The sequence below is a fragment of the Pseudoalteromonas lipolytica genome (genome assembly GCF_003515105.1).
Classification (GTDB): Bacteria; Pseudomonadota; Gammaproteobacteria; order Enterobacterales; family Alteromonadaceae; genus Pseudoalteromonas; species Pseudoalteromonas lipolytica.
In genome coordinates this window covers 582,760-608,620 of the sequence record NZ_CP032090.1, presented here as the reverse complement: position 1 = coordinate 608,620, position 25,861 = coordinate 582,760, and the positions used below count along the sequence as shown (strand labels likewise).

At 40.9% G+C, this 25,861-nt stretch carries 26 protein-coding genes; 16 read left to right on the top strand and 10 right to left on the bottom strand.

Annotated features, from left to right (window positions below; genetic code table 11):
• Positions 1-37: 37 nt before the first annotated feature.
• The 3 genes from D0907_RS02885 to D0907_RS02875 form a co-directional block, all read right to left on the bottom strand.
• Positions 38-439: an FAD synthase family protein gene (locus tag D0907_RS02885; RefSeq protein WP_036971103.1), complete on the bottom strand. Its 402-nt coding sequence runs from the start codon at positions 437-439 to the stop codon at positions 38-40.
• Positions 436-1,503: a CDP-glycerol glycerophosphotransferase family protein gene (locus D0907_RS02880; protein ID WP_036971106.1), complete on the bottom strand. Its 1,068-nt coding sequence runs from the start codon at positions 1,501-1,503 to the stop codon at positions 436-438. Before D0907_RS02880 ends, D0907_RS02885 begins: the two co-directional genes overlap by 4 nt.
• A 295-nt stretch (positions 1,504-1,798) precedes the next feature.
• A complete protein-coding gene (locus D0907_RS02875; RefSeq protein ID WP_065978141.1) occupies positions 1,799-2,905 on the bottom strand; it encodes a phosphoribosylaminoimidazolesuccinocarboxamide synthase in 1,107 nt (368 codons plus the stop codon).
• Positions 2,906-3,122: 217 nt separating this feature from the next.
• On the opposite strand from D0907_RS02875, the gene D0907_RS02870 reads away from it, so the two are divergent.
• The 4 genes from D0907_RS02870 to D0907_RS02855 are packed head-to-tail and all read left to right on the top strand — an operon-like array spanning position 3,123 to position 6,717.
• Complete coding sequence (locus D0907_RS02870) at positions 3,123-4,196, top strand: CDP-glycerol glycerophosphotransferase family protein (RefSeq protein WP_176714537.1); 1,074 nt, start codon at positions 3,123-3,125, stop codon at positions 4,194-4,196.
• 16 nt (positions 4,197-4,212) lie between these two features.
• On the top strand, positions 4,213-4,911 hold the full coding sequence (locus tag D0907_RS02865; RefSeq protein ID WP_065978142.1) for an ABC transporter ATP-binding protein: 699 nt from the start codon (positions 4,213-4,215) through the stop codon (positions 4,909-4,911).
• Positions 4,898-6,220, top strand: coding sequence for an ABC transporter permease (locus tag D0907_RS02860; RefSeq protein WP_118843987.1), 1,323 nt, complete (start codon positions 4,898-4,900; stop codon positions 6,218-6,220). The genes D0907_RS02865 and D0907_RS02860 overlap by 14 nt, the downstream gene beginning before the upstream one ends.
• 8 nt (positions 6,221-6,228) lie before the next feature.
• Positions 6,229-6,717: a DUF3299 domain-containing protein gene (locus D0907_RS02855; RefSeq protein ID WP_036971118.1), complete on the top strand. Its 489-nt coding sequence runs from the start codon at positions 6,229-6,231 to the stop codon at positions 6,715-6,717.
• Between the two features lie 50 nt (positions 6,718-6,767).
• On the opposite strand, the gene mutM is transcribed toward D0907_RS02855, so the two are convergent.
• Together mutM and D0907_RS02845 are read right to left on the bottom strand one after the other, a co-directional pair.
• Complete coding sequence (gene mutM, locus D0907_RS02850; protein WP_118843986.1) at positions 6,768-7,577, bottom strand: bifunctional DNA-formamidopyrimidine glycosylase/DNA-(apurinic or apyrimidinic site) lyase; 810 nt, start codon at positions 7,575-7,577, stop codon at positions 6,768-6,770.
• Complete coding sequence (locus D0907_RS02845; protein WP_075594452.1) at positions 7,570-8,079, bottom strand: hypothetical protein; 510 nt, start codon at positions 8,077-8,079, stop codon at positions 7,570-7,572. The genes mutM and D0907_RS02845 overlap by 8 nt, the downstream gene beginning before the upstream one ends.
• A 151-nt stretch (positions 8,080-8,230) precedes the next feature.
• On the opposite strand from D0907_RS02845, the gene D0907_RS02840 reads away from it, so the two are divergent.
• Positions 8,231-9,157: a manganese-dependent inorganic pyrophosphatase gene (locus D0907_RS02840; RefSeq protein ID WP_036971127.1), complete on the top strand. Its 927-nt coding sequence runs from the start codon at positions 8,231-8,233 to the stop codon at positions 9,155-9,157.
• 75 nt (positions 9,158-9,232) lie between these two features.
• Here D0907_RS02840 and rlmB read toward each other — a convergent pair whose 3' ends face one another.
• Together rlmB and rnr are read right to left on the bottom strand one after the other, a co-directional pair.
• Positions 9,233-9,979 carry a 23S rRNA (guanosine(2251)-2'-O)-methyltransferase RlmB gene (rlmB, locus tag D0907_RS02835; protein ID WP_075594453.1) on the bottom strand — a complete coding sequence of 249 codons (747 nt, stop codon included), beginning with the start codon at positions 9,977-9,979 and terminating at the stop codon, positions 9,233-9,235.
• A 14-nt stretch (positions 9,980-9,993) separates the two neighbouring features.
• Positions 9,994-12,459 (bottom strand): ribonuclease R, encoded by a 2,466-nt coding sequence (gene rnr / locus D0907_RS02830; protein ID WP_118843985.1) that lies wholly within the window; start codon positions 12,457-12,459, stop codon positions 9,994-9,996.
• 181 nt (positions 12,460-12,640) lie between these two features.
• Here rnr and D0907_RS02825 point away from each other — a divergent pair, with 181 nt between their 5' ends.
• The 7 genes from D0907_RS02825 (at position 12,641) to queG (ending at position 20,004) form a co-directional block, all read left to right on the top strand.
• Positions 12,641-13,489 (top strand): DUF350 domain-containing protein, encoded by an 849-nt coding sequence (locus D0907_RS02825; protein ID WP_231387308.1) that lies wholly within the window; start codon positions 12,641-12,643, stop codon positions 13,487-13,489.
• Positions 13,490-13,505: 16 nt separating this feature from the next.
• Positions 13,506-14,324: a hypothetical protein gene (locus tag D0907_RS02820; RefSeq protein ID WP_036971135.1), complete on the top strand. Its 819-nt coding sequence runs from the start codon at positions 13,506-13,508 to the stop codon at positions 14,322-14,324.
• Positions 14,314-15,840 carry a polyamine aminopropyltransferase gene (locus tag D0907_RS02815; RefSeq protein WP_231387307.1) on the top strand — a complete coding sequence of 509 codons (1,527 nt, stop codon included), beginning with the start codon at positions 14,314-14,316 and terminating at the stop codon, positions 15,838-15,840. Before D0907_RS02820 ends, D0907_RS02815 begins: the two co-directional genes overlap by 11 nt.
• Positions 15,841-15,926: 86 nt before the next feature.
• Positions 15,927-16,793, top strand: a complete 867-nt coding sequence (locus D0907_RS02810; protein ID WP_118843983.1) for a DMT family transporter — start codon at positions 15,927-15,929, stop codon at positions 16,791-16,793.
• On the top strand, positions 16,790-17,488 hold the full coding sequence (locus D0907_RS02805) for a glycerophosphodiester phosphodiesterase (protein ID WP_065978148.1): 699 nt from the start codon (positions 16,790-16,792) through the stop codon (positions 17,486-17,488). Before D0907_RS02810 ends, D0907_RS02805 begins: the two co-directional genes overlap by 4 nt.
• An 87-nt stretch (positions 17,489-17,575) precedes the next feature.
• Positions 17,576-18,793: a methyl-accepting chemotaxis protein gene (locus D0907_RS02800; RefSeq protein ID WP_074988893.1), complete on the top strand. Its 1,218-nt coding sequence runs from the start codon at positions 17,576-17,578 to the stop codon at positions 18,791-18,793.
• 59 nt (positions 18,794-18,852) lie between these two features.
• Positions 18,853-20,004 carry a tRNA epoxyqueuosine(34) reductase QueG gene (queG, locus tag D0907_RS02795; RefSeq protein ID WP_231387306.1) on the top strand — a complete coding sequence of 384 codons (1,152 nt, stop codon included), beginning with the start codon at positions 18,853-18,855 and terminating at the stop codon, positions 20,002-20,004.
• Between the two features lie 35 nt (positions 20,005-20,039).
• Here the strand turns inward: queG and D0907_RS02790 are convergent, their stop codons facing one another.
• The 3 genes from D0907_RS02790 to D0907_RS02780 all read right to left on the bottom strand — a co-directional run bounded on the left by D0907_RS02790 (position 20,040) and on the right by D0907_RS02780 (position 23,760).
• Positions 20,040-21,167: a response regulator gene (locus tag D0907_RS02790; protein WP_036971147.1), complete on the bottom strand. Its 1,128-nt coding sequence runs from the start codon at positions 21,165-21,167 to the stop codon at positions 20,040-20,042.
• 19 nt (positions 21,168-21,186) lie between these two features.
• Positions 21,187-23,136, bottom strand: a complete 1,950-nt coding sequence (locus D0907_RS02785) for a hybrid sensor histidine kinase/response regulator (protein WP_118843982.1) — start codon at positions 23,134-23,136, stop codon at positions 21,187-21,189.
• Positions 23,137-23,247: 111 nt separating this feature from the next.
• Positions 23,248-23,760, bottom strand: a complete 513-nt coding sequence (locus D0907_RS02780; protein WP_036971153.1) for a GNAT family N-acetyltransferase — start codon at positions 23,758-23,760, stop codon at positions 23,248-23,250.
• Between the two features lie 111 nt (positions 23,761-23,871).
• On the opposite strand from D0907_RS02780, the gene D0907_RS02775 reads away from it, so the two are divergent.
• From D0907_RS02775 to D0907_RS02760, 4 genes are all read left to right on the top strand, one after another.
• On the top strand, positions 23,872-24,411 hold the full coding sequence (locus D0907_RS02775; protein WP_371915649.1) for a glutathione peroxidase: 540 nt from the start codon (positions 23,872-23,874) through the stop codon (positions 24,409-24,411).
• Positions 24,412-24,486: 75 nt separating this feature from the next.
• Positions 24,487-24,768: a peptidylprolyl isomerase gene (locus D0907_RS02770; protein WP_036971157.1), complete on the top strand. Its 282-nt coding sequence runs from the start codon at positions 24,487-24,489 to the stop codon at positions 24,766-24,768.
• 60 nt (positions 24,769-24,828) lie between these two features.
• On the top strand, positions 24,829-25,407 hold the full coding sequence (locus tag D0907_RS02765) for a glutathione S-transferase family protein (protein WP_118843981.1): 579 nt from the start codon (positions 24,829-24,831) through the stop codon (positions 25,405-25,407).
• A gap of 17 nt (positions 25,408-25,424) precedes the next feature.
• The gene (locus D0907_RS02760; RefSeq protein ID WP_036971160.1) at positions 25,425-25,775 is read left to right on the top strand and encodes a DUF2750 domain-containing protein; all 351 of its coding nucleotides are present in this window, start codon (positions 25,425-25,427) and stop codon (positions 25,773-25,775) included.
• Positions 25,776-25,861: the final 86 nt, after the last annotated feature.

The window sequence follows — 25,861 nt, the reverse complement described above, 5'->3', positions numbered from 1 at the left end:
GTCAATTCACTCGCACAAAATAATGTGGTAGTTTTTGTTATTTACTCGAAGGATCGCGCACAACTTCAATTATCTCAGTTGTTGAGATTGATGGTGTTCGCTTTAAATAGACTACATCGCATAAATGCTTAAACTGATCAAAACGGCCCGCCCAATCATCTCCCATAACAAGAAGTTGAGCTTGGTGATCTTTGATATATTCAGCTTTAAGCTCCAATGAATGCTCAATAAATACTTCATCGACACATTTCATCGAACTAATAATTTTTAGTCTATCTGCTTCACTGTATACAGGTTTTCGTCCTTTTTTATATAAGTTAAGGTCATCAGAAGAAACCCCCACAATTAAATAATCTCCAAGCGCTTTTGCCCGTTCTAATATATTAATGTGCCCTACATGAAAAATATCAAACGTACCAAACGTTATAACACGTTTCATTTATGCTCCTCTAAATAAGAGACAATTCTCTTTGCTGAGTGTCCATCCGTCTTCCCTGCAAGCTTATAAATAATGTTTTCCCTTAATTCAACAAATTCAGCAGGTTGCTGTTCTGCAAACCCAATGATAGATTGTAATTCTTCGTAGCAGCTAGCTCGATTACAAAGCTGATGGAAATACTCAATATCGTCATCCAACCTTGCTTTCAATCTAAAAGAGAAAATTCCTTTGTAAGACCAACGTAACTTGTAAAAATCACACCAAACAACAGGTTTACCTAATGCCGCAAATTCAAAAATTGCTGATGAAGCATCCGATATCATAATGTCAGCAATGTCCAAAAAAGGGGTAAGGTCAAAATCATACTCGCTTGCTACGTACACATTATTAAACGTTGCCCATTGCTCTAGCTTTAAACGTTGCTTTTTATACCTTTGTTTAAACAAACTAAAATGATGAGGTTTTATAATTATATTGAAATCACGGTAGTGAGAGGGAAAATCATCGCTAAAACATTCAATAGAGCTGGGGTAAAAAGTAGGGGCATATAAGAGTGTTTTTTTACAAGGATCTAATCCTAAATCACTTAAATCAAGCTTTTCAAGTGTTTGATTAAATATGGGATCAAGCTTCGCATAACCAACATCGATAAAGTTACTATGTGGGTAAAGACTTTTCAAACGCGCTAACCTATGCTCACCTTCTACAAAACGCACTGTCGTTTTGTTTTGAGATACATCGTAATAACACTGCTTTGGCCCAATTCCATGCTGCATTAAAACAGTCTTTTTATTTAAAAGTTCAACTTTTTCAAAGCTATTGCCAAACACGATCCAATCTGCATTTGAGTTTTGATAAAAATTAAATGCATCATCACTGCTTGCTAACCAAATAGCATTTATTGAGTTTTTATTTATAAAGCTATGGCTAACATCTACGCTTCGCCTATCTTGGTTCTTGTAAAAAACCATCGAAACTTTATGACCTTTTGATAACAATTCCTGTAAAACTGGCACATATTGAGGAATGTAATACAGGTGCAGTACGTCAAAGTATAATTGCATTTTTCACAACTTAATTACCAAAAGGGGGCTCATTGTACATAAATAGATTTTTTGTTTCAGCCATCTAACCTAAATAAAAAGAGGCTAATAACACCCTATCAAACTAAATTAGACTTTTAGAATACAAAGGGTATCAAAGTTCTTAAAACAATGAAGCATTAATCTTTCTCTGCTCTACCTAGATAATAAAACGAGTGATATTCCCCCCCCCCTCGAAACAAAAAAGCCAAGTGCCCTTTTAGCAAACTTGGCTTTTATACGCTACATCAGTGCGTCACTGACGAAAGAATACAGCTTAGCCCTGCTTAATTAAGCCGTATTCTGTATCTAAAATGGCAATCACTTCACTGCGTGGATCACTTGGAATAGTGATCTCTTGGCCAATGATCTTACTTGCAATACCCACATAAGTATCTGATACCTCAAGCATCACAGATTCTGGCAAGGTGTAGTCTTTTGCAAGCTGCTCACGCTCATCCATACGATCTTTGTTTAATAACACATCACTGTCAGGCACATTATTGATTAATAACTGACGGAAGCCTTCTTTAGAGTTTTCGATAATTTTACCATCGCGATACGCTTGCCCATCCCAAATACGTGATGAATCAGGCGTACCCACTTCGTCGATGTATATAAGTTTGTCAGAACCATCAACGTCTTCAACGTAACCAAACTCAAATTTCGTATCTACAAAAATTTGGTCAAGTTTAGCAAGCTCTTCGCTGATTAATTTAAAGCCTTCAACCAGTAACTGTTCGTACTTCGCAACATCATCTGCCGACTTAAAATTAAACACTGACAAGTTATTAGTGATGTTTTCACGCGTGATATTGACATCATCCACTTCGGGGATTTCAGCTACGCCGGTAATAATTCCTTTCGTTGAAGGAGTGATAAGTACGTTATCTAGCTTTTGATTTGCTGTTAGACCTTCTGGTAAATCGATACCACAAAAGTTACGGGTACCCTTTGCGTAATCGCGCCACATGCTGCCCGTGATGTATTGGCGTGCAATTGCTTCCACTTTGACTGTACTTGCTTTGCGTACAATCCACACATAAGGGTGAGGAATATCAACGATATGGTTACCAGCAAGGCCTGCTTTATCAAACAATTTAAACCAATGAGATGCAACTGAATTTAACGCGATCCCCTTACCAGGCACGCCATTTAAGCCATTCTCACCTTGCCAAATACAATCAAATGCTGAAATACGGTCAGAGATAACCATAATAGCAAGCTCAGTCCCCTTTGGAACCTGATACCCTTTTTCACTAATTAAACGCGCGCTGTCCTCATCAGTTAACCAATAAACTGAACGCACTTTACCACTGTGTACCGCACCTTTGGTACGGATCGGTAAATCATCGTTTACGTCTAAAACTTTATAGCTAGTCATGCTATCTCCGATAGTATTTGGCATGCTCTTAAAAGCACATGTATGGGATTGGGGTTATGGCCGCCTATAATAATCTAGACGCTGTGAAAGCTCAATCATTGCGCTCAGATCCGCTACGAGGCTCCGCAGATAAAATCAAAAAAAATTAAAATCTCCGTAATTTTGCTGTCATAAACAATATTTAGCTATAATACGCCTCTCGCAATAGGAGGTTTTTTTGAATTACTTAGCAGCTACCGCAGAAAAAAAATACTTAATGTATATTTCACAAAACTATTCGTACGCTATTTTGCGCCCATTACAGCAAGCAATCTTAGCGCGCGGTGGCCAAGTTAGGTGGTTTTTAGAGGGTAGCAACGTTAATCATGAATTCTTAAATGAGGGTGAACAGACTCTGAGTACTATAGAAGAGGTTCACAACTGGCAACCTGATGTTGTTTATGCACCTTCAAATATTATCCCTACATTTATTCCAGGAATTAAAGTCGGCGTTTTTCATGGGTTTGATGCCGGAAAGCTAAACAGAAAAGGCGAGAATGATCACTTTAAAATTCGTGGTTGTTTTGACTTATATTGTACTCAAGGACCGAATACAACGGCTCCATTTAAGGCACTTGCAACAAAATATGGCTTTTTTGAAGTGAAAGAAACCGGTTGGCCAACGCTCGATCCGTTCTTTTCACAGATCGCAAATAACCCTTATAAAAACCCAAATGATCCTAGAAAGACCTTATTGATCTGCTCAACGTTTTCAAAGCGATTATCGCTAGCCCCTAAACTTTACGAACACATTAAAGCATACAGTCAGCAAGGTAAGTGGCGTATTTTAGTGCAATTCCACCCAAAAATGCCGAGTGAGTTAGTCGAGCAATATAAAGACTTACAAAACGATAATTTAACTTTCGTAGAAACCGATAACGTATTACCGCTACTACAAGCGGCAGATGTCATGCTATGTGATACCTCCTCTATTCTGCTGATGTTTTTACTGCAAAGAAAGCCCGTGGTAACTTTTTGTAATCAAGCACCCGGTGAGCACCTTATTGATGTAACAAACCCAGATAAAGTTGAAGAAGCAATCGATTATGCGCTCACAACGCCTACTGAGCTGATGACAAAAATTGAGCACTTTTGTCAGCAGTTGCACCCCTACCAAGATGGCTTATCGAGTCAGCGTGTACTTGCAGCAAGCAATGAATTACTATTGAACAATCCAGTACTTAAGCCAAAACCACGTAACTTTATTCGTAATTTTAAAATGCGTAAAAAGTTAAATTACTGGCGATGGTAACAACGAATAGGTCGTTATGATCACGCTTTCAAATGTGCTATTTAAATGGCACGCACAACAAGCTTCGCCCACCATTAATATTGCTTCGCTGCATATTGAGCAAGGTGAGCATGTGTTTTTACATGGCCCGAGTGGTTGTGGTAAGTCGACGCTATTGTCTTTGCTTGCGGGCGTCACCACTCCCAACCAAGGGACTATCACTCTTTTAGATAAGGCTGTTAACCAATTAAGTAATAGTAAACGCGATCGTTTTCGAGCCGATCACATTGGTTATATTTTTCAAAACTTTAATTTATTGCCGTATTTATCACCTATTGAAAACGTAATTTTAGGCTGCCAATTTTCTAAATTACGGCAAAAGCAGGCGCTTAATAACAGCCCTTCTATTAACCTTGAAGCAAGTCGTCTTTTAACAGCACTTGGTTTGACAGATGCGTTACAGCATCAGGCTGTCTCTAAACTGAGCATCGGTCAGCAACAACGTGTTGCAGCTGCACGTGCATTCATTGGCAGCCCTGAAATTATTATTGCCGATGAACCGACCTCCGCACTCGATACACAAAATCGCCAAGCATTCGTTAAATTGCTGTTTGAACAGGCTAAAGCAACGCACAGTACACTGGTATTTGTAAGCCATGACGAAACCTTGCAAGGGCTTTTTAAGCGCAGTGTTAACCTTTTAGAGTTACAAGGAGGCACACATGTCGCTGCTTAAACTCGCGATTAAAAGTTTACTAAACCGCAAAGCCAGTGCCTTACTCACCTTATTTACGATTGCCATTAGCGTCATGCTCTTGATGTCAATTGAGCGAGTGCGGGTCGATGCTAAAAGTAGCTTTAGTAACACGATTTCCGGCACTGACTTAATTGTTGGTGCTCGCACCGGCGACATCCAATTATTGTTATCTTCGGTGTTTCGTATTGGCCATGCTAATAACGGGGTTAGCTGGCACAGCTATCAATACATTACGCAACAACGTGGCGTAAAATGGGCCATTCCACTGTCGTTGGGTGATAGTCACAAAGGCCTTGCAGTGCTCGGGACCAATAAAGATTATTTCAACCATTATCGGTTCGGAAAAAAGCAGCCTCTTCGTTTTGCATCAGGCCAGCAGTTTAATCACTTATTTGAAGTGGTGCTGGGTTCAGAAGTTGCCAGTTCGCTTAATTATAAATTGGGCGATAAAGTCGTTATTGCGCATGGCATGGGTAACACTAGTTTTCATAATCATGATGATAACCCATTCACGGTAGTCGGTATTTTAGAGCCAACAGGTACGCCGGTTGATAAAACTCTCCATATACCACTTGCTGCAATTGACACGATTCATGGTAAATCTCATACGCACGAAGCCGACCATGTCGAAGATGAATCTCATGAGCATGAGCATGAGCATGAGCATGAGCATGAGCATGAGCATGAGCATGAGCATGAGCATGAGCATGACGAGATTAATTTGGTTGGAAATCCTAAGCAAATTACCGCTTTTTTGCTTGGCTTCGATTCACCGCTTTACACATTACAAGTTCGCCGTAATATCAACCAATATAAACCGGAGGCTTTATTAGCGATTATGCCGGGAGTCACATTGCGTGAACTGTGGGAGATGCTGTCAATTGTCGAAAAAATCTTGCTGCTGTTTTCCATCGTCGTGGTCTTAATTAGTTTACTTGGTATGCTAACTAGCCTGTTATCGAGCCTAAACCAACGCCGAAGAGAGTTGGCAATTTTGCGTTCTGTTGGCGCGAGACCGTGGCATATATTCACCTTGATCAGTGTTGAATCAATTCTCATCACTGGGTTAGGTTGCCTGCTCGGCATTGTACTGTTCTATGGCTTAATGCTACTGAGCGCAGATTACTTGCAAAGCCATGCAGGAATAAGTCTAAATATAGCGTTATTGTCATCCTATGAACTCATGCTATTAGCTGCGATAATAGCAGCAGGCTTTATTGTTGGGTTAATTCCTGCGACCCGCGCGTATTTCTACTCACTTGCAGATGGTATGAGTATTAAAATTTAAGGAATGTTATGCAGTTTTTTCAAAAGTTCGCAGTCTTAGCGACATTATTACTATGCACAGGGGCTTATGCTGGACCACCAAAGGAAATCTTCTGGGAAGATTTAATCCCTAAAGGGCACGTGCAAATTGACACGCAAGCACAAGCAAACCATGAAGGCAGCGAGCAAAACTGGGTACAACCAGACCTTGATGCTCCTGTAGTCAAAGAACTTGATGGCCAATCAGTCAGTCTTCCGGGCTTTGTCGTCCCGCTTGAAGGGGACAGTGAGGTAATTACTGAATTTTTACTTGTGCCGTATTTTGGTGCTTGTATTCATGTACCACCTCCACCGCCTAATCAAATTGTTCATGTAACCATTAAAGGTGGCGTACCAATCGAGAGCCTATATGATGCCATTGTGGTAACAGGGGTAATAAGCACTGAGACTTGGTCCGGTGAAATAGCCCAAGTAGGCTATAAAATGAAAGCCGTCGGTGTTGCCCCGTTCGAGCTATAATTAAAAAGCACGCCAACGGGCGTGCTTTTTACTGCCTTATTAATACACGCTTATTTTTGGCAATTTGCACAAAACACGGTACTTCTTTGGCCTAATCTAATTTCTTTTAACGGCTCTTTACAGGTAACGCACGGCTCACCTTTGCGGCCATACACCAATAATTGCTGAGCAAAATAACCCGGTTTACCATCACTTTGCGCAAAATCTTTTAACGTCGTGCCGCCTTGACTAATCGCCGCAGCTAGTGTGTCTTTAATTATAGGCACTAATTGTTGATAACGTTTTAAGGATACCTTTCCCGCTTCACGTTTGGGGTGGATCCCCGCTTTAAATAGCGACTCATTGGCGTAGATATTCCCCACACCAACAACCACGGCATTATCCATAATAAATTGCTTAACCGGTACTTTCTTGTTTCTTGATTGCTCGTAAACACGCTCAGCAAAAAAATCATCAGTAAGAGGTTCTGGGCCTAGCTTGGTCAGTAAAGTATGGCATTCGCCAGGTGCTTGCCATAAACATGCCCCAAAGCGGCGCGCATCATTTAGCCTAAGCGCTTTTCCAGACTCTAAAACAAACTCGATATGGTCATGTTTTTTAAGTGGTTCATCGGCATTCACAACGCGTAAATTGCCTGACATTCCCAAATGTAATATGACACTTCCACGCTCACAACCCAGTAATAAATACTTTGCTCTACGTTCAATCGAGGTAACTTTAAGACCTTGTAACTGATATACATCATCAGGCACTGGCCAGCGCATGCTGGCATTATGAATATTCACTTTAGTCACTACGTGGTCGAGCACATGCGGAGTAATCCCCAACCGACTTACTTCAACTTCTGGTAATTCAGGCATCTGTCATTCTCTTAAACGGATATAACGGAAATAACTGAGCGGCATCGGCGTGTTCAAGCGCAAATACACGCTGTAACCGCTTATCGAGTAGGTAGTAATTTCCTTCAATGGTATAAAGTTGATACACCGCAGGTAATTGCTCACCCGCTAACCACACTGAAGCAACATAGTTCGCTGATGTCTTCGAAAGCTTACTTACAGGTATACTTGCAAGATTGAGCTGTTGATGCTGCCACAGCTCAACTAATTGCTCTAACGCTTGTTCATCCCCGTGCCATGTTGTTTCTTGTAAGGTTTGACTACGCCAAGAAGTGCCAATTCGCTCAATTTTAAGTTCGGGAAATGCCATCGCCAAAATAAAACTTTGTTCAGGTAGCAGCGCGTGCATGCCGTCCTCTGCAGGTTGAGTATTGAGCTTTTTATGTAAACCATTGAAGAAAAAAATCATCAATAGCATTGAAATAATGACCACATTATTCCACGCTTTTCTGCTCAATCGCATGTGTATCTTCCTCTACTTTCAATACGTTAAAGTGTAACTAAAATTCTGGTTAATTGGCAGTTGTAATTGATCAACAAAATTTCATGTCTGTTATGTATCAATCTGTAGAGACTTTGCTAAAATATCTGCCAAATTTAAAGGAGTTCCGTCAATGTCAATGTATGTAGTGGGCCATAAGATCCCTGATTCAGATTCAATTTGCGGTGCAATTGCGCTTGCTTACTTAAAAAACCAAATCAATGAACCGGCCATTCCAACGCGTTTAGGTGAAATATCACCTGAAACACAATTTATCTTAGATAAATTTGGCTTCGAAGCACCTGAGCTTAAACTTAGCTACGCAGGTGAAGACGTTTATATCGTTGACCATACAGAAAAAACACAAGCACCTGATGACATCGATGAAGCACGCGTTGTAGGTGTAGTCGATCACCACAAATTAGGCGACTTAACATCATCAACACCTCTTGAGTGTTGGATTCGTCCGGTGGGTTGCTCAAATACCATTATTAAAATGATGTATGATTTTTACAATGTAGAAATCCCGAAAGACATCGCGGGCATCATGTTATGCGCTATTTTAAGCGACACCGTTATCTTTAAATCACCAACATGCACCACTGCTGATATTAAGTGTGTTGAAGCACTTGCTGACATTGCCGGTATCGAAGATTTCAAAGAACTTGGCATGGAAATGTTCAAAGTAAAATCTGCAGTAGAAGGCACGCCAGCTCGCGACCTAGTTATGCGTGATTTTAAAGACTTCAACATGAACGGCAAGCTAGTCGGTATTGGTCAACTAGAAGTCATTGACCTTGCTGTTTTTGATGAGATCAAAGCAGACCTTGAAGCTGACATCGTGAAGCTAAAAGAAGAAGGCGGCCGTCACTCAGTATTACTACTATTAACAGATATCATGAAAGAAGGCTCACAGATGCTGATAAGCTCTGATGACGTTGCTGTTATTGAAGCGGCATATGATGTTAAATCTGAGAATGGCAAAGTATGGTTAGATGGTGTATTAAGCCGTAAAAAGCAAGTTGTACCGCCACTACAAGACGCATTCGCAAAAATCTAATTGTCATTCGCGGTGCCGAATATAGATATGCAAAAGCCGATATTATATCGGCTTTTTTATTGTCGAACGCAAAGATTAAAGCTGCGTCGCATTACGCTGACGTAATACCTCAAATAAGCAAATACCGGTCGCAACCGATACATTTAAACTTGATACCGTGCCTGCCATGGGTATTTTAACGAGTAGGTCGCAGTGCTCGCGAGTTAGACGACGCATACCGTCACCTTCGGCTCCCATCACTATGGCCATTGGGCCTGTTAAGTTAGCATCAAATAATTCGGTGTCAGTTTCACCCGCTGTGCCAACAACCCACACACCTGCGTCTTTAATTTCACGTAATGTGCGTGCAAGGTTTGTCACTTGTACTAAAGGCACTGTTTCAGCGGCACCACAGGCTACCTTACGTGCTGTGCCATTAAGCTTTGCAGACTTATCTTTAGGCACAATAATCGCGTGTACGCCTGCTGCATCCGCACTGCGTAAACACGCACCTAAATTATGCGGATCGGTTATGCCATCTAACACTAACAAGAAAGGCGTGTCTTCGCGGGCAATGATTTCGTCGAGATCTTTTTCATTGTACATTCGCGCTGCTTTCACGTTAGCAATGATCCCTTGGTGCTGTTCACCATTGGCTTTGTTATCAAGTGCTTTGCGCTGCATAAATTGCACTGAAATACCGAACTTACGAGCTTCATCAATAATCGGGTTTAAACGCTTATCTTCACGCCCTTTTAGCGCATAAATTTCTAAAAAGCGCTCAGGCTCTTTTGCTAAAATAGCTTCAACAGAGTGAAAACCAAAAATTAATTCATTACTCACGTATTATTTGCTCCTCAGCTAGTACGTTTTCGGGCGTTCTTGCCCGGTCTTTTTGCCTTTTTGGTGGCTTTTTTCTTGCTCTTCTTCTTACCTGCTTTTACAACATCCGCTTGTTTGCTGTTAGGTTTTTTACGCCCTTTTGCATGAGAAGACTTGCCACGCTTTGCATTATCTTTCTCTGAAGATTTAGGGTCTGAGCGACTATCATCCCCTTTTTTGCCAGGGATTTTCCCTGCTTTTAACTGCGCACGAATACTCGGTTTTGCAGGTGCACTTTGCGCACGGCGTCGCGCATAGCGGTCTTGCGGTACATTACCAGCAAACACTAAATTAATTCGACGCTCATCTAAGCTGACAGACGATACCTGAACCGTCACTTTATCGCCTAAGCGATGAACCGTATGAGTTTGCTCACCAATAAGACAGTGTTTTGCATTGTCATAATGGAAGTATTCATTGCCAAGATTCGTTACGTGGATCATGCCATCTATTTGTAAGTCGTCTATGCGAACAAATAAACCAAAGTTAGTGACCGATGAAATAACCCCGCCAAATTCATCGCCAACATGGTCTTGCATAAACTCACATTTAAGCCAATCGGCGACTTCACGGGTCGCATCATCTGCGCGACGTTCAGTGGTTGAACATTGCTCGCCTAAAATATCAACTTCATCATTACTGTAAGCATACTCGCCCGACGTTTGTTGGCCTTGTGCTTTTAAAACAGCTTTAATCGCACGGTGCACAACTAAATCAGGGTAACGGCGAATTGGCGATGTAAAATGCGCGTAAGCAGGTAACGCCAAACCAAAGTGCCCAATGTTGTCTGGTTGATACACAGCCTGTTTCATCGAACGTAATAACATGGTTTGAATTAACTCGGCTTCAGGACGGTCACCTAGTTTTGCAAGTACATGTGTTATTTCTTTTGGTGTCGGCTCATCTGACAATGTTGACTCAATGCCCAGTTCAGATAAAAAGTTTCTGAAAAAACCAAGCTTTTCAGCATCAGGTTCATCATGCACACGATAAAGTGCACTGGCCTCATGTTTTTCTAATAAACGAGCTGCCGATACATTCGCCAAAATCATGCATTCTTCAATGAGCTTATGCGCATCATTACGCACCACAGGAACGATTGATTCAATTTTTCGGTGAGCATCAAACACAAAACGCGTTTCTAGCGTTTCAAACTCAATTGCACCACGCTCTTGACGAGCTGCTTTCAGTGCCATGTACATTTGATGTAAATCAGTTAAATGCGGCACCATTGGCGCGTATTCTTCGCACAGCCTTTCATCACCTTGCAAAATTGCATGCACTTTAGTGTAAGTAAAACGGGCATGTGAATTCATCACCGCTTCGTAAAACTTATAATTCTCTAAGGTGCCCTGCTCAGATACGGTCATCTCGGCAACCATACATAAGCGATCAACATTGGGGTTTAATGAACACAAACCATTTGACAACACCTTCGGCAACATGGGAATCACTTGCTCAGGAAAGTACACTGAATTACCGCGTTCTATCGCTTCTTTATTCAGTGGCGTGTTCATACCAACATAATGTGATACATCAGCAATCGCGACCCATAAACACCAACCACCTGATGGTTTTCGCTCACAGTAAACGGCGTCATCAAAGTCTCGTGCATCTTCACCATCAATTGTTACTAATGGTAAATCACGTAAATCGACTCGGCCTTGCTTTGCTTGCTCATCAACAAATTCACCTAAATGGGCAACTTGCTTTTCAACGGCTTCAGGCCATACATGCGGAATATCATGGTTTCGAAGTGCTACTTCAATTTCCATACCGGGGGCTAAATGCTCACCCAATACTTCCGTTACTTTACCCACTGCATTCATGTGACGACTTGGGTTTTGCGTGATCTGAACTTGAACCATTTGATTATGGCGCGCGCCATTCTCACTGCCAGGCAGTATCATAATATCTTGCGTGATTCGCGGGTCTTCGGCAACAACCACCGCAATGCCATGCTCAACAAAATAACGACCAACAATCGGGGCGCGCTCATTCGTTAACACTTTAATGATACGCGCTTCGCATTTACCACTGCCGCCTTTGCGATTGCCTTTAGCAAGCACAATGTCGCCATGCAGCACCATGTTCATCTGGTGTTTTGCGATAAACCAATCTTTATTTTCGCCTTCAACTTCTAAAAAGCCGAACCCATCACGATGGCCAACTACTTTGCCTTTCACAAGGCCTGATTCATCAATCAACGCGTAGCATTTAAATTTATTGAAATACAACTGACCGTCACGCTCCATAGCGCGCAAACGACGTTTAAACGCAATTTGGCGTTCAGTGTCATCCACGTGTAATTCGTCACAAAGTTGTGTGAAGTTTGCTGGTTTAGCGCGAGATTCTAAGTGAGTAAGTATAAACTCACGGCTAGGGACTGGGTTTTCGTACTTTTCTTGTTCTCGACTGAGATTGGGATCCTGTTTTGTCATTCACTATCTTGTTAGTTGGTTATGTTGTTATTTTAACCCATAACCACGCAATGAGACAGGCAAATGCTATGAAACTTTTAAGAAATTAACTAAATATGCCAAAAATAACACGTTGATATTCTTCGCAGTAAAGAGTCTGTGGTAATATTTTCTGAAAATAACAACAACCTAACAAATATATATGGATATTAATTTAACCCACTACCTTGCAGCAATGGCGTACAACAGCGCATACATCGCTCTTTTTATCGCGATAATCGCACTCGCAAAGCTGTCGTATAACTTAGCAACCTCCTACAACACCACAAATCAATTAACAGATAATGCCAATACAGCATTAGGTTTATCAATTGGTGGCTATTTGGTCGCTATTACGATTATTTATGGGTTTGTACTAGCAGGACCAAGCAAGGGCCTACTGACCGACTTAATTAATGTATCGCTGTATAGTGTACTCGGCATGGTGTTATTAACATGCTCACGCTTTCTAAATGATAAGTTACTGCTGCGTTTATTCTGCAACCAAGAACAGTTAATTAATCGACAAAATGAAGCCGTTGGCTTAGTACAAGCTGCTAATTACATGGCTGCAGCCTTAATCATTGGTGGCGCTTTAACGGGTGAAGGGACGTGGTTATCAGCCATTGTATTTTACGCACTCGGACAGCTTTTGCTGATCATGTTTGCTAAAGGCTATGATCACCTCACTGCTTTTGACCTGCATGAACAGCTTGAAAAAGGCAATAAAGCTGTAGCGATGAGCTTCTCAGGCACCATGTTAGCGTTAGCAATCATTCTGTGCCATGCCCTGCTTGGTGGCTTTCATACTTGGCAACAAAGTCTTAGTTTATTTTTTATTGATGCGTTGTTTGGCTTCTTAATCTTGCCGATCGTACGTTACTTGGTTGATAAAATTATCTTCAGTAAAATCTCTCTTGACCAAGCTATGCATGACAATAATACCGCTGTTGCCGTTATCGAAAGCAGCATCGCAATAAGTGTTGCAGTGATTATCACGATCGCTATTTAAGCTTATTGGAGTAAGGATGAACATCTATAAGCTTTTTACTATCGCGTCGATTGCTTTTTTAAGCTGTTTTTTGATACGCGCAGACCTTCAAGAGCCTCTGCAAAATGGCCAATATGGCAACTTCAAAGAATATGATGGCCAAGATAAGCCCTATTTATTTAATGTTCCTGAAGATGGCCAAATGATGCGTTTCGAGATCAAAGGCCGCTTACCTTTGAACTCATGGAAAGCCATCGATATTGAAATTTTTGATCCTGAAGGTAATTACCTATTCAGTTATTCTGATGAACTATGGGCTGAAACGGGTCGAGATTCAGAAGGTAAATGGACCGAGTACCGAGAGAAAGTTCATCACGAGGTGCATTTTCCTAAGAAAGGCCAATACAGTGCTTATGTTAGTAGCAGTTTTGGCCCAAACACACGTGCAGAGCATTTTAGTTATTCGTTTCGCATCATTCCGATTAAAGGCAATAGCAACATATTATTACCCTTTATGTGGCTATCAGGAATAGTAGCGGGCATGTGCATTTTTGTGGTTCTACATCGCTTTGAAGCAGAGCGTGAAGGCTCTGATATTACATATAAGCCAATTAATAAATTAAACCCCGAAGCCATAAAAGCCATGGAAACCCGTGTCGCCGTTTGGCCTATCGTGCTGCTTTTTTTCACCCCCATTGGTCTTGCCTCTATGTATGCTTACAGCAAAAATGATGATGAACGTGATTGGCTTATGTACTCTCTTTATCACAGCAACATCACGGTAGATAAACAATTACGAGAACAGAGTATTGGCAGCCCAGGTTTTCGCTCTCGAGGCGGTTCTGGTGGAAAGTAAAACAATCCGTGAAAGCCATATTTTACTGTTTAGTATTTTTGTTGCGGGTCTGTGCTCTATTATTTATGAGCTATTAATTGCCACAACAGGGGCTTATTTTTTGGGTGACAGCATCACCCAATTTTCTCTCACTATCGGCGTTTATATGGCGGCGATGGGCATCGGGTCGTATTTTTCGCGCTTTGTCCCTGATAACCCCTTATTGGTGTATTTTATAGCCTTTGAACTAGTGCTCGCATTGTTAGGCGGGCTTAGTGTTCCCCTTCTCTACTTTGCTTACGCATACTCTTTGCCGTTACAGGCAATCAGTGTCATATTAACCACATTAATCGGGGTGTTAATTGGTTTAGAAATTCCGCTTTTAAGCCGTTTGATGGAAAAGCACTACGCGTTAAAAGCCAATCTTGCCAATGTATTATCAATAGACTACTTTGGCGCCCTACTGGCGACCTTGTTATTTCCTTTTCTATTTTTGCCGTGGTTAGGTGTATTTAAAACGTCACTTAGCTTTGGCTTAATGAATCTCAGTATTGCACTGTTATTACTGTGGTATTTTGTAGACCATATAAGCCGCAACCGACGGAAAATACTCAGACTAACGCTTGTATTAGTCAGCGCAGTATTAGGATTGAGTTTATATGCCAGTCAACAACTCACACATCATTGGCAGAGCCAAATTTATGATGATCGCGTGGTTCACTCAGCACAAACGCCCTATCAGCAAATCGTTCTAACGCGCCACAAAGATGACATTCGCCTCTATTTGAATGGCGGTTTACAATTTTCTTCGATAGATGAATACCGTTATCACGAAGCGCTTATTCACCCAGCGATGGTGAGGCACGGTAATGCAAAACGCATTTTAATTTTAGGGGGCGGTGATGGTCTTGCTGCCAGAGAGCTGCTTAAATACCCACAACTAGAATCCATTACTCTTGTTGATTTAGACCCTAGCGTCGCAGAGCTTGCTCGATCTAACTACAACCTTACAGAGCTTAATCAACACTCGCTCAGTAACCCTAAAGTCACGGTGGCTCATCAGGATGCATATGTATTTATAGAACAAGATAAAACGTTGTTTGATATTATTTTTATTGATTTGCCAGATCCTAAAGCAATCAATTTAGCTCGATTATATAGCCAACAATTTTACCAACGAGTAAAACGTCGCTTACCCGACAATGGAATCGTCGTAACGCAAGCTACCAGCCCGTTTTTCGCAAAACGCGCATTCTGGTCAATTAATAATACGATGAGTGCAGCAGGCTTTGCCCATACTTTGCCTTATCACTTGAACGTTCCTTCATTTGGTGAGTGGGGGTTTGTTATGGCATGTAAACTTCAATGTGCTAATCATCAAACACTCAATGTAGATACTCGTTACTATCGGCCAGAAAATGATGCACAGCTATTTATTTTTACGCCAGATATCAGTGCAAATAACGAAAAAGTCTCGACCCTCGATGAGCCCAATGTGCTGCACTATTATTTAAAAGGCTGGAAACACTGGAACTAAACCAATGGATTAGCCCATAGGATGGTTTACAAAGCAAAGGATTACCGTTAAAAAGAGAGTTAAGCATAATAATAACAAGGGTCGCAATGCAGGCGCACAAACAAAGTCTTATGTACTTACACATTGCAGTGTTGCTATTTGGTGGAACTGCGTTGTTTGCCAAGCTCATTAACTTAAGTGCATTAGACATTACCGTATACAGAACAGGTATTGCCGGTTGTGCCTTATTGATCTTACTTTATATCCAAAAAAAGGCGATTAAACTCCACTCTCGCCGTGATTATCTTATTGCTCTATTACTCGGGGTGACAGTCGGTATTCATTGGTTAACCTACTTTGCAGGAATGCAATTAGCCGGTATTGCTGTTGGCATGATTGCCTTTTTTACTTACCCCGTGATCACTGTATTTTTAGAGCCTCTTTTTCATGGTCGTAAACCGCAACTGAAAGATATTATTAGCGCTGTAGTGGTGATGTTCGGTATTTACTTACTCATCCCAGATGCAAGCCTTGGGAATGATGTTACGCTTGGCATTGCGACCGGTATTTTATCAGCCTTCTTTTTTGCTTTTAGAAATATTATTCATAAGCATTACTTTAGCCAATACGGTGGCCCACAGACCATGCTTTATCAAACGTGGATTGCCTGTATTATGCTGTGCGCCTTCCTTGAAGTACCGCCATTACAAGTTGATACAATTAATTGGCTGCTATTGATCACCGCTGGGGTTATTTTTACAGCAGCGCCGCATTCACTTTTTGCTGCAAGTTTACAACACTTATCAGCCTCAACGGCTGGATTAATTTCTTGCTTGCAACCGCTATACGGCACGTTTTTGGCTTTTTTAATTTTGCATGAGCAACCAACAATAAGCACAATTATGGGGGGCGTTTTGGTTATAAGCGCCGCTTTTTATGAAACATGGTCAGTGACTCGGAAACACACGCAATGATAAAAGTATTCGCTCACAGAGGTGCCAGTGGTACCTACCCAGAAAATACCAAAAGTGCCATATTAGCCGCTGTAGATTTGGCTGTTGACGGTATTGAAATCGACGTACAAAGCTGCCTTGATGATTATATGATTATTCATGACACATGGCTTGACCGGACCACATCAGGTCGCGGTAAAGTGAATGCCTGCAGCAAAGCCCAAATTCAACAGTTCGATGCAGGTAATGGCGAAATAGTGCCAACGCTACAGCAAGCGATTGATTGGGTTAATGATAAAACACTGCTCAATTTAGAACTCAAACATACCTTTTCACTTGATAAGTTTGTAGAGCTTATTGAATCAAACATTAGCACTGGAAAGTTATCAAGAGATAATCTTTTAGTCTCATCCTTTGATCATCATCAACTCATGTGGCTCAAGCAAAAGTTACCCTGGGTGAAGATTGGCGCGTTAACCGCATCAATTCCTATCAATTACAGTGAGTTTGCGCAAAAGCTGCATGCCTACAGCATTCATATTGATAAAAACTTTATAAACCATGAGTTTGTTGCCGATGCCAAACAACGTGGACTTAAAGTCTATGCGTATACGGTCGATAAGGTAGAAGATATCGAGTTAATGCTTGATTATGGCGTGGATGGAATTTTTACTAATTTCCCATGCCATACACAAATGACACTGCAGTCGCTGTGACTCAAAAAGAATAAGCTATACTGTGTCGAATAACGTGGAATTAAATAAGACTAAGAAACGCCCGACATGAATCAACATAACACCTCAATGAGTAGCTATATGCGCATTTATAATTTTATCGAACAAACTTTCTTTTACACCTTAACGCGTAAAATTGTCGGTAACTTGGGGTTTGTGTTTGCCTTTCAGGTCATTACTTTAATTTGGCTTTACAGTAGCTTATCTGAACAGCAAGCAAGCACAGGGCTATTCTGGCTCATGACACTCGTTATTGTTGGCAGTTTTATTTTCACACTTTTTTATATGCGTTTTTTAATTGTGCGGCCCGTACAGGCTATGCGCGATACTTTAGCGCAAATTAATCGTCATGATGCTGACTTATCGGCAAAACTCCCACACTTTACCTTTGATGAATTTCGCGATTTAAGCGAGCAATACAATACTTTTACATCTCACCTAAGCCAGCTACTGGCCACCACATACCAAAGTGCGCAAGCCAGTGCCGATAGTAGTTCAAAAATGACAGAATCGATGCAGCAAACAGCGAAGCTTAGCCATCAACAAATTACGTTTAGCCATACAATTACCGATGCAAGTAATCAAATTACGACAAGTTTAGAGCATATCTCTGCAAACACCGACAGTGTTCATACGGTTAACAGTGAGCATCTAAGTTTTGTACAACATTCAGCTGCGGAACTATCTACTCTGGTAAAAAAAGTGGCCATGATCAGCCAAATTCTTGGCAACTTTTCTGCGACCGTGTCGGGGTTAAAAGAAAACAGTGAAAATATTCGTGCTATTTTAAAAATGGTTGAAGAGTTTTCTGATCAAACAAATTTGTTAGCCTTAAATGCCGCCATTGAAGCTGCACGTGCTGGTGAAGCTGGCCGAGGGTTTGCGGTTGTTGCTGATGAAGTTAGAACTCTTTCTGTAAAAGTGAACGATGCAACCCGTCAAATTAGCGACTTTATTAATCAAATGAATAGCTTGGTAAACGAAACAAATAAAGAGTCTGAGTTATTAATTAGCCATTCAAGTGAAGCTGAAACAGCCATTAGCAATACCTCAGCAGGGTTTAGCAACATGCTGAGTGAGTTTGAGCAAAATCAACAGCAGCTACAACAGATTGTTAGTGCTGTTCATTTACTAGAACAAACACAAACTCAAACACACCAAAGTGTCGAGCAAATTGTGGCGTTAGGTGAGCAAGCGAAACAGCAAATAGATGAATCCCTTGCTGATTGTGAGCAATCACATTTACTTAGCCAACAAACCCAACAACAGCTAAAGCGGTTTGTTTAATGGGCGCTGAAACGCTTTTAATTCTAAGCTTTCTATAACTATGATAAAGTAGCCATTCCTTGGCTACTTTTTTATTCACCGTGACAACACCTATCGATTACCAGCAACTCGCGCAGCAAATTAAGCAATGGGGTAAAGACCTTGGTTTTGCAGAAGTCGGGATCACCGATATTGATCTCTCTCAGCACGAAGCCCAGCTTCAACGTTGGTTAGATTTGGGTTACCACGGCGACATGGAATACATGGCTGCGCATGGGATGAAACGTGCCCGTCCAGCAGAATTAGTACCGGGTACTCAGCGTGTTATCTCGGTTAAAATGAACTACCTTCCACCCGATGCCAGCTTTGCTAAAAACCTCAAGCAAACCGAAACAGCGTACATAAGTCGCTATGCGCTAGGTCGGGACTACCATAAGCTCATTCGTAATCGCCTCAAAAAATTAGGCCAAAAAATAGAACAACAAGTAGGTCAGCTAGGATTTCGCCCATTTGTGGACTCTGCGCCAGTCCTTGAACGGCAATTAGCAGAAAAAGCAGGGTTAGGCTGGCGTGGAAAACACAGCCTTCTGATAAATAAAGAAGCGGGTTCGTGGTTTTTCTTAGGCGAGTTATTTGTTGATATTCCACTGCCTATCGATAACGAAAATACCTTTGAAGGCTGTGGCAAGTGTGTGGCGTGTATGACTCTGTGCCCGACAGGTGCGATTGTTGAGCCGTATGTAGTCGATGCCCGTAAATGTATCTCTTATCTCACGATTGAGCTGCAAGGCCCTATTCCTGAAGAGTACCGTTCATTACTTGGTAACCGTGTGTATGGCTGTGATGACTGTCAACTCGTGTGTCCGTGGAATCGTTATGGACAAATAACCGATGAAGCCGACTTCCATCCTCGAACGCAATTAAAAGATCAAGACTTACTCACACTCTTTGCATGGGATGAAGCCACATTCCTAAAAAACACTGAAGGCAGCCCGATTCGTCGTATTGGCCATGAGCGCTGGCAAAGAAATCTAGCGGTTGGACTTGGTAATGCTGACTATAGCGACACAATTATTATCGCGCTTAAAAAGGCGCTTCAAAGTGCAACGCCACTGGTCGCAGAGCACATAGAGTGGGCGCTTTCACAACAACAGAACAAGCGTCAGCTTAAATTACGTAAAACCGCACGTTTGATTCGTATTGTTGAAAAAGGCTTACCACGAGATGCTTAAAGCGCGGCCAGTACCGCGCGTACTCAATGAGTGTGTCATTGCTTTAATAAGACCGATAAATCGTTTTCAATCTCTTTAAATGCGGCCTTTACTCCCTGCACTGACTCTTCACGTGCTACTGAGTTTTGAATGGTTTCATCGACTTTTTGATAAATAAAGATCTCTTGGTCTTCGTCTAATCCCATTGTGGGTATTCGTTGTTCCAAATCCTCTTGTAACTGTTTAAACACCGCTTCGTTATTAATACGATTGTCATTCAAAAGCTCTATGAGCCCCTTAAACTTACTGTGTACTTTAGACACTGCGTCATTCAGTTGCTGTTGCTGTTTAACCAGTTCTTTTTTTGTAATTATCGCTTTAAGCTGCTGCTCGGTCACACTCACTAAAAAGCAAATGTGGTCACGAATACGGCCATGTTTATCGGGATCTTGTTCTGGCATATTCAAAATGAGTAAGCTAATCATTTCATAATTTACTAAAATTCGACTCGAAAATTCATGTAAACGGCCTTTGTTTTTAAGCATTTCAAATAGCTCAACAACAATGGGCGAACAAACACCTGACACTGAAAAGTGCTCTAGACCCGATGCTAAGCGAAATTCAACATTACTTTGTAAGTCAAATGCGCTTAAACAATGAAGTAATGCTTTACCCAACTCTTTTTCATCATCAATTAAACCGATATGCTCGATATAATTAACAATTTGGCCCATTTCACTACTGTTAGCCATTGCATTAAAGGCTGTTGATGTGGCGTCTTCCACTTGTTGTTCAAGCATTTCTTTTTCGATCAGTACTTGGTTTAAGTGTTGTAGCTTGAGCTTTAATTCATCATGCCCAAAAGGTTTTACAATATAATCTTCAGCCCCTACAGAATACCCTTCCATACGCTCTTCAACCGTGCCTCTGGCCGACACAAACATAACGATTATTTTTTCTGTATTCGGGTTTTCTTTTAACTTTCGGCATACTTCATAACCACTCATTTGTGGCATGCTAACATCCAGCAAGATAACTTGTGGATCAAACGCTTCAACAACATCTAAACATTCTGGACCGCTGTTGACCATTTTCAGCTCAAAATCGAGTTCTTCGAGGATCTCTTCAATTATTTCTAAGTTAAATGGTTCATCATCGACGGCTAAAATTCGCTTCAAGGCCATGTCTAGTTCTTCCGTTTTGTTAATTAAGCTTCATAGTTTGCTCTTCAGTCGCTAAATGCTGAGGCAAATCTATATTCAAAGGTAATCGCACTAAAATTGTAGCGCCCCCATATTCGTTGTTATGTGCGGAGATAGTGCCTTGGTGTAAACTCACAAACTCCCGACAAATAGCTAACCCAAGGCCTGTGCCTCCTGCGCCACTATTGGTTTTGCTACTTTGTTCAAACTTGGCAAATACTTTTTCAAGTTCACACTCTGGAATACCAATACCACGGTCAACAACCGCTACTTCAGCGATGTTATTTTGCACTGATAACTGAATATCTATCTCGCTGAACGGTTCACTGAATTTCAGCGCGTTTCCTAATAAATTGCGCATAATTTGATTGATCTGTTCTTCATCACAATCCAGAACGATATCTTGCCCAGTTTCCAGTAGACGAATCATTATATTTCGCTCAAGTGCTGTGCCAGACACATCATCAATACTGGTTTTTATAATGTTGATCAGATTGTGTTTTTGAGGGTTAAATGGAAACTTGCCAACATCCAATTTAGATAAGTCGAGTAGGTTATTAAGCAGCGATAACAACCGCTCTCCACTTTGCTCTATCCGCGATAAATACTTGTTTAACTTATCTTTATTTAGATCGTCATTTGCAACTTTTTCAAGCCCAAAGCGTGCAAAACTTAAAATAGAATGCATGGGAGTTCTTAACTCATGAGACATATTAGCTAAAAACTCTGATTTACTCAGATTTGCGGCCTCGGCAACGTTTTTAGCATGCTCAAGTTGTGCAGTACGCGCTTTAACTTCTTCTTCTAGCATGTCTTTTGCTTCAAGCAGCAAGTCTTCTTTTTCTTTCAGGTGGGTAACATTTTTAAAGATAACCGCCAACGCAATTTCACCATGGTGATCTATTTCGTTAAACGAGCCTACCAGAGGAACCTCATTGCCGTTTTCTTTAAGCAGTCTTAAGTCACAGCTAAATTGACGATTTTTATTCAGGGTGCTTATTTTATCTTTAATACGGTTTATTGAAGGTGTATCAAAAAAGTCAAACACCGAGCAGTTTTCAAACTCTTTAAGCGGTTTTTCAAATAACAGTTCACAGGCATCATTGGTTTCAATAATTTTACCCGTGCGATCAAACAATATAATCGCATCGGGAGTGTGTTTAAAAATAACCCTTAACAGGCTGTCTTTTTCTATGAGGGCATCAACGGTATTTTGTAAACGCTCAACTAACTCTGCGTTGTGGCGTTTGAGTAGCTCCGTTTGCCATAATTTATGAACCGACTGTAATAGGCTATTATCATCAACGGGCTTAACCAGCACATCCTCTACCCCCTGACGAATAGCTTCAATCATCGAAACCTGTTCAGGCTTTGAGGTATACAGTAAACAACGGCTGTTAGGCTGCGTCCCTTTCAGCTTGTTAAACAACTCAAGTCCAGTGCCATCTTCAAAGGTAAAGTCGCTTATTAATAAATCAATGCTGTGTTGATTTATTATTTCAATAGCTGAAAGCTTACTCCCAGCTTTAAAGGTTTTAATGTGCGCGCCTTTTAAGTTTTGAGTAATTTTTTCTAATCGTTCTGGGAGATGGTCAACAACCAATACCGTGGGCAGCTTTAAGATGTTGTCACTACCCAGCTCTAACACCCCTTCCAATAAAGTGCTAATTTCTTTGTTTGCAAAAAATGGGTAAATAACCACTGAATTAGGCAGCAAGCGATTAATTTCACTGAAGTGCTCGAGTAAATCACTACGCTGTGCTTTGGGTGCAAGCAATAAAAAATTTTCTTGCGAAAACACCCCACTCAGTTTCTTTATAGTTTCTGTCGGCACACCATGAGAAGCCGCAACTAAATCAAATTCTTGAGTTAAAACAGTGTCATCTATCATCGAAAAGTGCAATAACTCGACTTTACAGCCAATGAGTTCCAATAACACTTTTACGCGCATTGCTAAAACACTATTACTATCGACAATTAATATTCTTCGCACAGTACACTAGGCTCAAATTAATGATAATTACCTAATTAGAGTAGTCGAAAAAAAACAAAGTCACTAAATTTACACTGCTTTTTTTATTACTTTAAGATCTAAGTGCTTACCTAAAATAACGAGGCTGTATGCTTTATCATCCATAATTGCAACTTCAGGCAGTTCTCCCCAAACCTGATAATCAAAACGATTAAACAGTTTAATGCTCGGCAGGTTATGACTAAAAATAAACGCTAGCAAAACTTTTATATTAAGCGTTTTGGCATGCTCCTCTGCAAACGAAAGCAACGTTTTACCTAACCCCTGCCCCTGAGCGTTTGAGGTAATATATATACTAATTTCGACTGTGCCATCATACGCTGGACGCCCATAAAAAGATTTATAGCTGAGCCATGCAAGTACTTTCGAGTTTTGCTCATACACAAAAATCGGCCTTTGTTCTGTATGGGCTGCGAACCATGCTTGTCGCTCAGCCACCGTTACCTCTTCGGTATCTGCGGTTACCATACGCCCAGGAATTGTTTCGTTATAAATAGCGACAATCTGTGTTAAGTCGTGTTCTGTTGCTGTTCGAATAGTCATAAATAACTGAAATTAAATGATCACTTTCTCGCATATTAGCGTATATTCATCACAAATAACTAGCAGGAAATCATTATGAATAAATATGCTTTGTTACTCTGTGCAAGCCTTATGTCTACTCATCTTGCAGCAGAATCTCCCCCGTCAATTCAAGACCCAGTCGCAGAAACTCAATGTGATGACTTTACCAATGTAACGCTGCGTAAATTACGCTCAAAAGAAAGTGTTAATCTTTGCGAATTTAAAGGTAAGCCATTGCTCATAGTGAATACCGCAAGTAACTGTGGATTTACGCCACAGTTTGAGGGTTTAGAAGCAATTCATAAAGAATACAAAGACCGTGGTCTCGTTGTTCTTGGTTTCCCTTCTGATGACTTTTTCCAAGAAGAAGATGACGAAAAAGACACCGCAAAAGTATGCTACATTAATTACGGTGTTACCTTTACCATGTTCGCTACCAGCGCGGTGCGTGGTAGTGACGCAAACCCAATTTTTAAGCACCTAAACGAAGCAACAAGTTCACCTAATTGGAACTTTTACAAATATATTGTTTCGGCAGACCGTAAAACGGTTGAGCGTTTTAACAGTAAAACCAAACCAGAATCAAAAGCTATGCGTGACGCGATTGAAGCGCAGTTAGCTGCAAAATAAATTTAACCTTTCGTTCAGCAAATTTTGAACTAAACTCATTATTTAATTTAGAAAAACACACAATGGGGAGTTATTATGGCAGTAGCCAGCGCAAGACATATACTCGTAGACAGTGAAGCACAATGTCTAGACCTTAAACAACAAATTGAACAAGGCGCAGACTTTGCAGAACTCGCGCGTACTCACTCAAATTGTCCTTCAGGCCAAGATGGCGGTGCGTTAGGTGAATTTGGTCCGGGCATGATGGTTCCAGAATTCGATAAAGTTGTTTTTTCAGCGCCAATAAATCAAGTGCAAGGGCCTGTGCAAACTCAATTTGGTTATCATCTACTTGAAGTAACTAGCCGAACAGACTAACTTCATAATGAATCGTTAAAAGCCGCTTTCGCGGCTTTTTTTTTGATAGGAAACTAATCTATGAAACTGCTTGGTTCAACAACTTCACCGTATGTCCGCCGGATACGAATGTGGGCACTGAACAATGATATTGCGCTTGAGTTTATTAATTTAGATATTTTTTCACAGCAAGATAGACACACTATGATTGCACACAATCCCGCTCGAAAAGTTCCGATATTAATTGATAATGGTTTTAGTGTATGCGATTCAAACTCAATTATTCGCTACTTATTAGAAAAATCAGATCAACCTTTATTGAGCTGGCAGCAAGAAAACCTTTTAACCATTATTAACGCCTGCAATGACTCGCTCGTTGAAATGCTACTGTGCCAGCGCTCAGGATTTGATACAAAAGACGATAAATTGTTCTTTAATTTACAAAATGAACGAATTGCTGAAACATTGCGCTATTTAAATAGTCATTTATCTGAGCCTGCATTTAAAAGCTGTGAATACCTCAACATCAGTTTATACTGCTTGCTAGATTGGATTTGCTTTCGTGAATTAACTGATTGGAGTCAACTCGAGAATTTAGCGGACTTTTATCAACAATTCTCAGCAAAAGCAGCTGTAAAACACACAGATCCACGAAATTAATGATAAGGGTTAAGCAAATGAGCGATATCGAAATAGAATCAGAATTAGTTAACTTTGTTGAAAAAGTACGTTTAAACGAGTCTATGTGGGCACTTGGTGCCGAAGATGGTGGTTTTGTTGTGTGTGAATCAAACCAATTTAGCGACACCGATGTGTTGTTGCTATGGGGCACAGAAGACGCTGCAAAAGCACAATGTAAAGACGAGTGGAATGACTATACACCGGTAGAAATTGGTTTAGACGAATTTTTAGATGAGTGGGTTGAAGACTTAAACGAGGATGATGCGCTCGTTGGTCTAAATTGGAACGACGACCAAGTATGCGTCGAAATAGAGCCTGTAGGTCTTGCTAAGGCCCTTTGCGACTAACTATATTGACAGCAAATGGTACTGTGGTTACAGAGTGCCATTTGCTGGAAACTTTACATTTCTCAGGTATACTCTTCAAGACATCT

Coding starts and splice junctions, on each gene's coding strand:
- mutM (WP_118843986.1), bottom strand. CDS start 7,577: ATGCCTGAATTACCAGAAGTTGAAGTAAGTCGGTTGGGGATTACTCCG.
- D0907_RS02805 (WP_065978148.1), top strand. CDS start 16,790: ATGATAAAAGTATTCGCTCACAGAGGTGCCAGTGGTACCTACCCAGAA.
- D0907_RS02825 (WP_231387308.1), top strand. CDS start 12,641: ATGGATATTAATTTAACCCACTACCTTGCAGCAATGGCGTACAACAGC.
- D0907_RS02760 (WP_036971160.1), top strand. CDS start 25,425: ATGAGCGATATCGAAATAGAATCAGAATTAGTTAACTTTGTTGAAAAA.
- D0907_RS02865 (WP_065978142.1), top strand. CDS start 4,213: ATGATCACGCTTTCAAATGTGCTATTTAAATGGCACGCACAACAAGCT.
- D0907_RS02820 (WP_036971135.1), top strand. CDS start 13,506: ATGAACATCTATAAGCTTTTTACTATCGCGTCGATTGCTTTTTTAAGC.
- D0907_RS02790 (WP_036971147.1), bottom strand. CDS start 21,167: ATGGCCTTGAAGCGAATTTTAGCCGTCGATGATGAACCATTTAACTTA.
- D0907_RS02775 (WP_371915649.1), top strand. CDS start 23,872: ATGTCTACTCATCTTGCAGCAGAATCTCCCCCGTCAATTCAAGACCCA.
- D0907_RS02845 (WP_075594452.1), bottom strand. CDS start 8,079: ATGCGATTGAGCAGAAAAGCGTGGAATAATGTGGTCATTATTTCAATG.
- D0907_RS02810 (WP_118843983.1), top strand. CDS start 15,927: ATGCAGGCGCACAAACAAAGTCTTATGTACTTACACATTGCAGTGTTG.
- D0907_RS02860 (WP_118843987.1), top strand. CDS start 4,898: ATGTCGCTGCTTAAACTCGCGATTAAAAGTTTACTAAACCGCAAAGCC.
- D0907_RS02800 (WP_074988893.1), top strand. CDS start 17,576: ATGAGTAGCTATATGCGCATTTATAATTTTATCGAACAAACTTTCTTT.
- rnr (WP_118843985.1), bottom strand. CDS start 12,459: ATGACAAAACAGGATCCCAATCTCAGTCGAGAACAAGAAAAGTACGAA.
- D0907_RS02855 (WP_036971118.1), top strand. CDS start 6,229: ATGCAGTTTTTTCAAAAGTTCGCAGTCTTAGCGACATTATTACTATGC.
- D0907_RS02875 (WP_065978141.1), bottom strand. CDS start 2,905: ATGACTAGCTATAAAGTTTTAGACGTAAACGATGATTTACCGATCCGT.
- D0907_RS02885 (WP_036971103.1), bottom strand. CDS start 439: ATGAAACGTGTTATAACGTTTGGTACGTTTGATATTTTTCATGTAGGG.
- D0907_RS02840 (WP_036971127.1), top strand. CDS start 8,231: ATGTCAATGTATGTAGTGGGCCATAAGATCCCTGATTCAGATTCAATT.
- D0907_RS02765 (WP_118843981.1), top strand. CDS start 24,829: ATGAAACTGCTTGGTTCAACAACTTCACCGTATGTCCGCCGGATACGA.
- D0907_RS02770 (WP_036971157.1), top strand. CDS start 24,487: ATGGCAGTAGCCAGCGCAAGACATATACTCGTAGACAGTGAAGCACAA.
- D0907_RS02780 (WP_036971153.1), bottom strand. CDS start 23,760: ATGACTATTCGAACAGCAACAGAACACGACTTAACACAGATTGTCGCT.
- D0907_RS02880 (WP_036971106.1), bottom strand. CDS start 1,503: ATGCAATTATACTTTGACGTACTGCACCTGTATTACATTCCTCAATAT.
- D0907_RS02785 (WP_118843982.1), bottom strand. CDS start 23,136: ATGCGCGTAAAAGTGTTATTGGAACTCATTGGCTGTAAAGTCGAGTTA.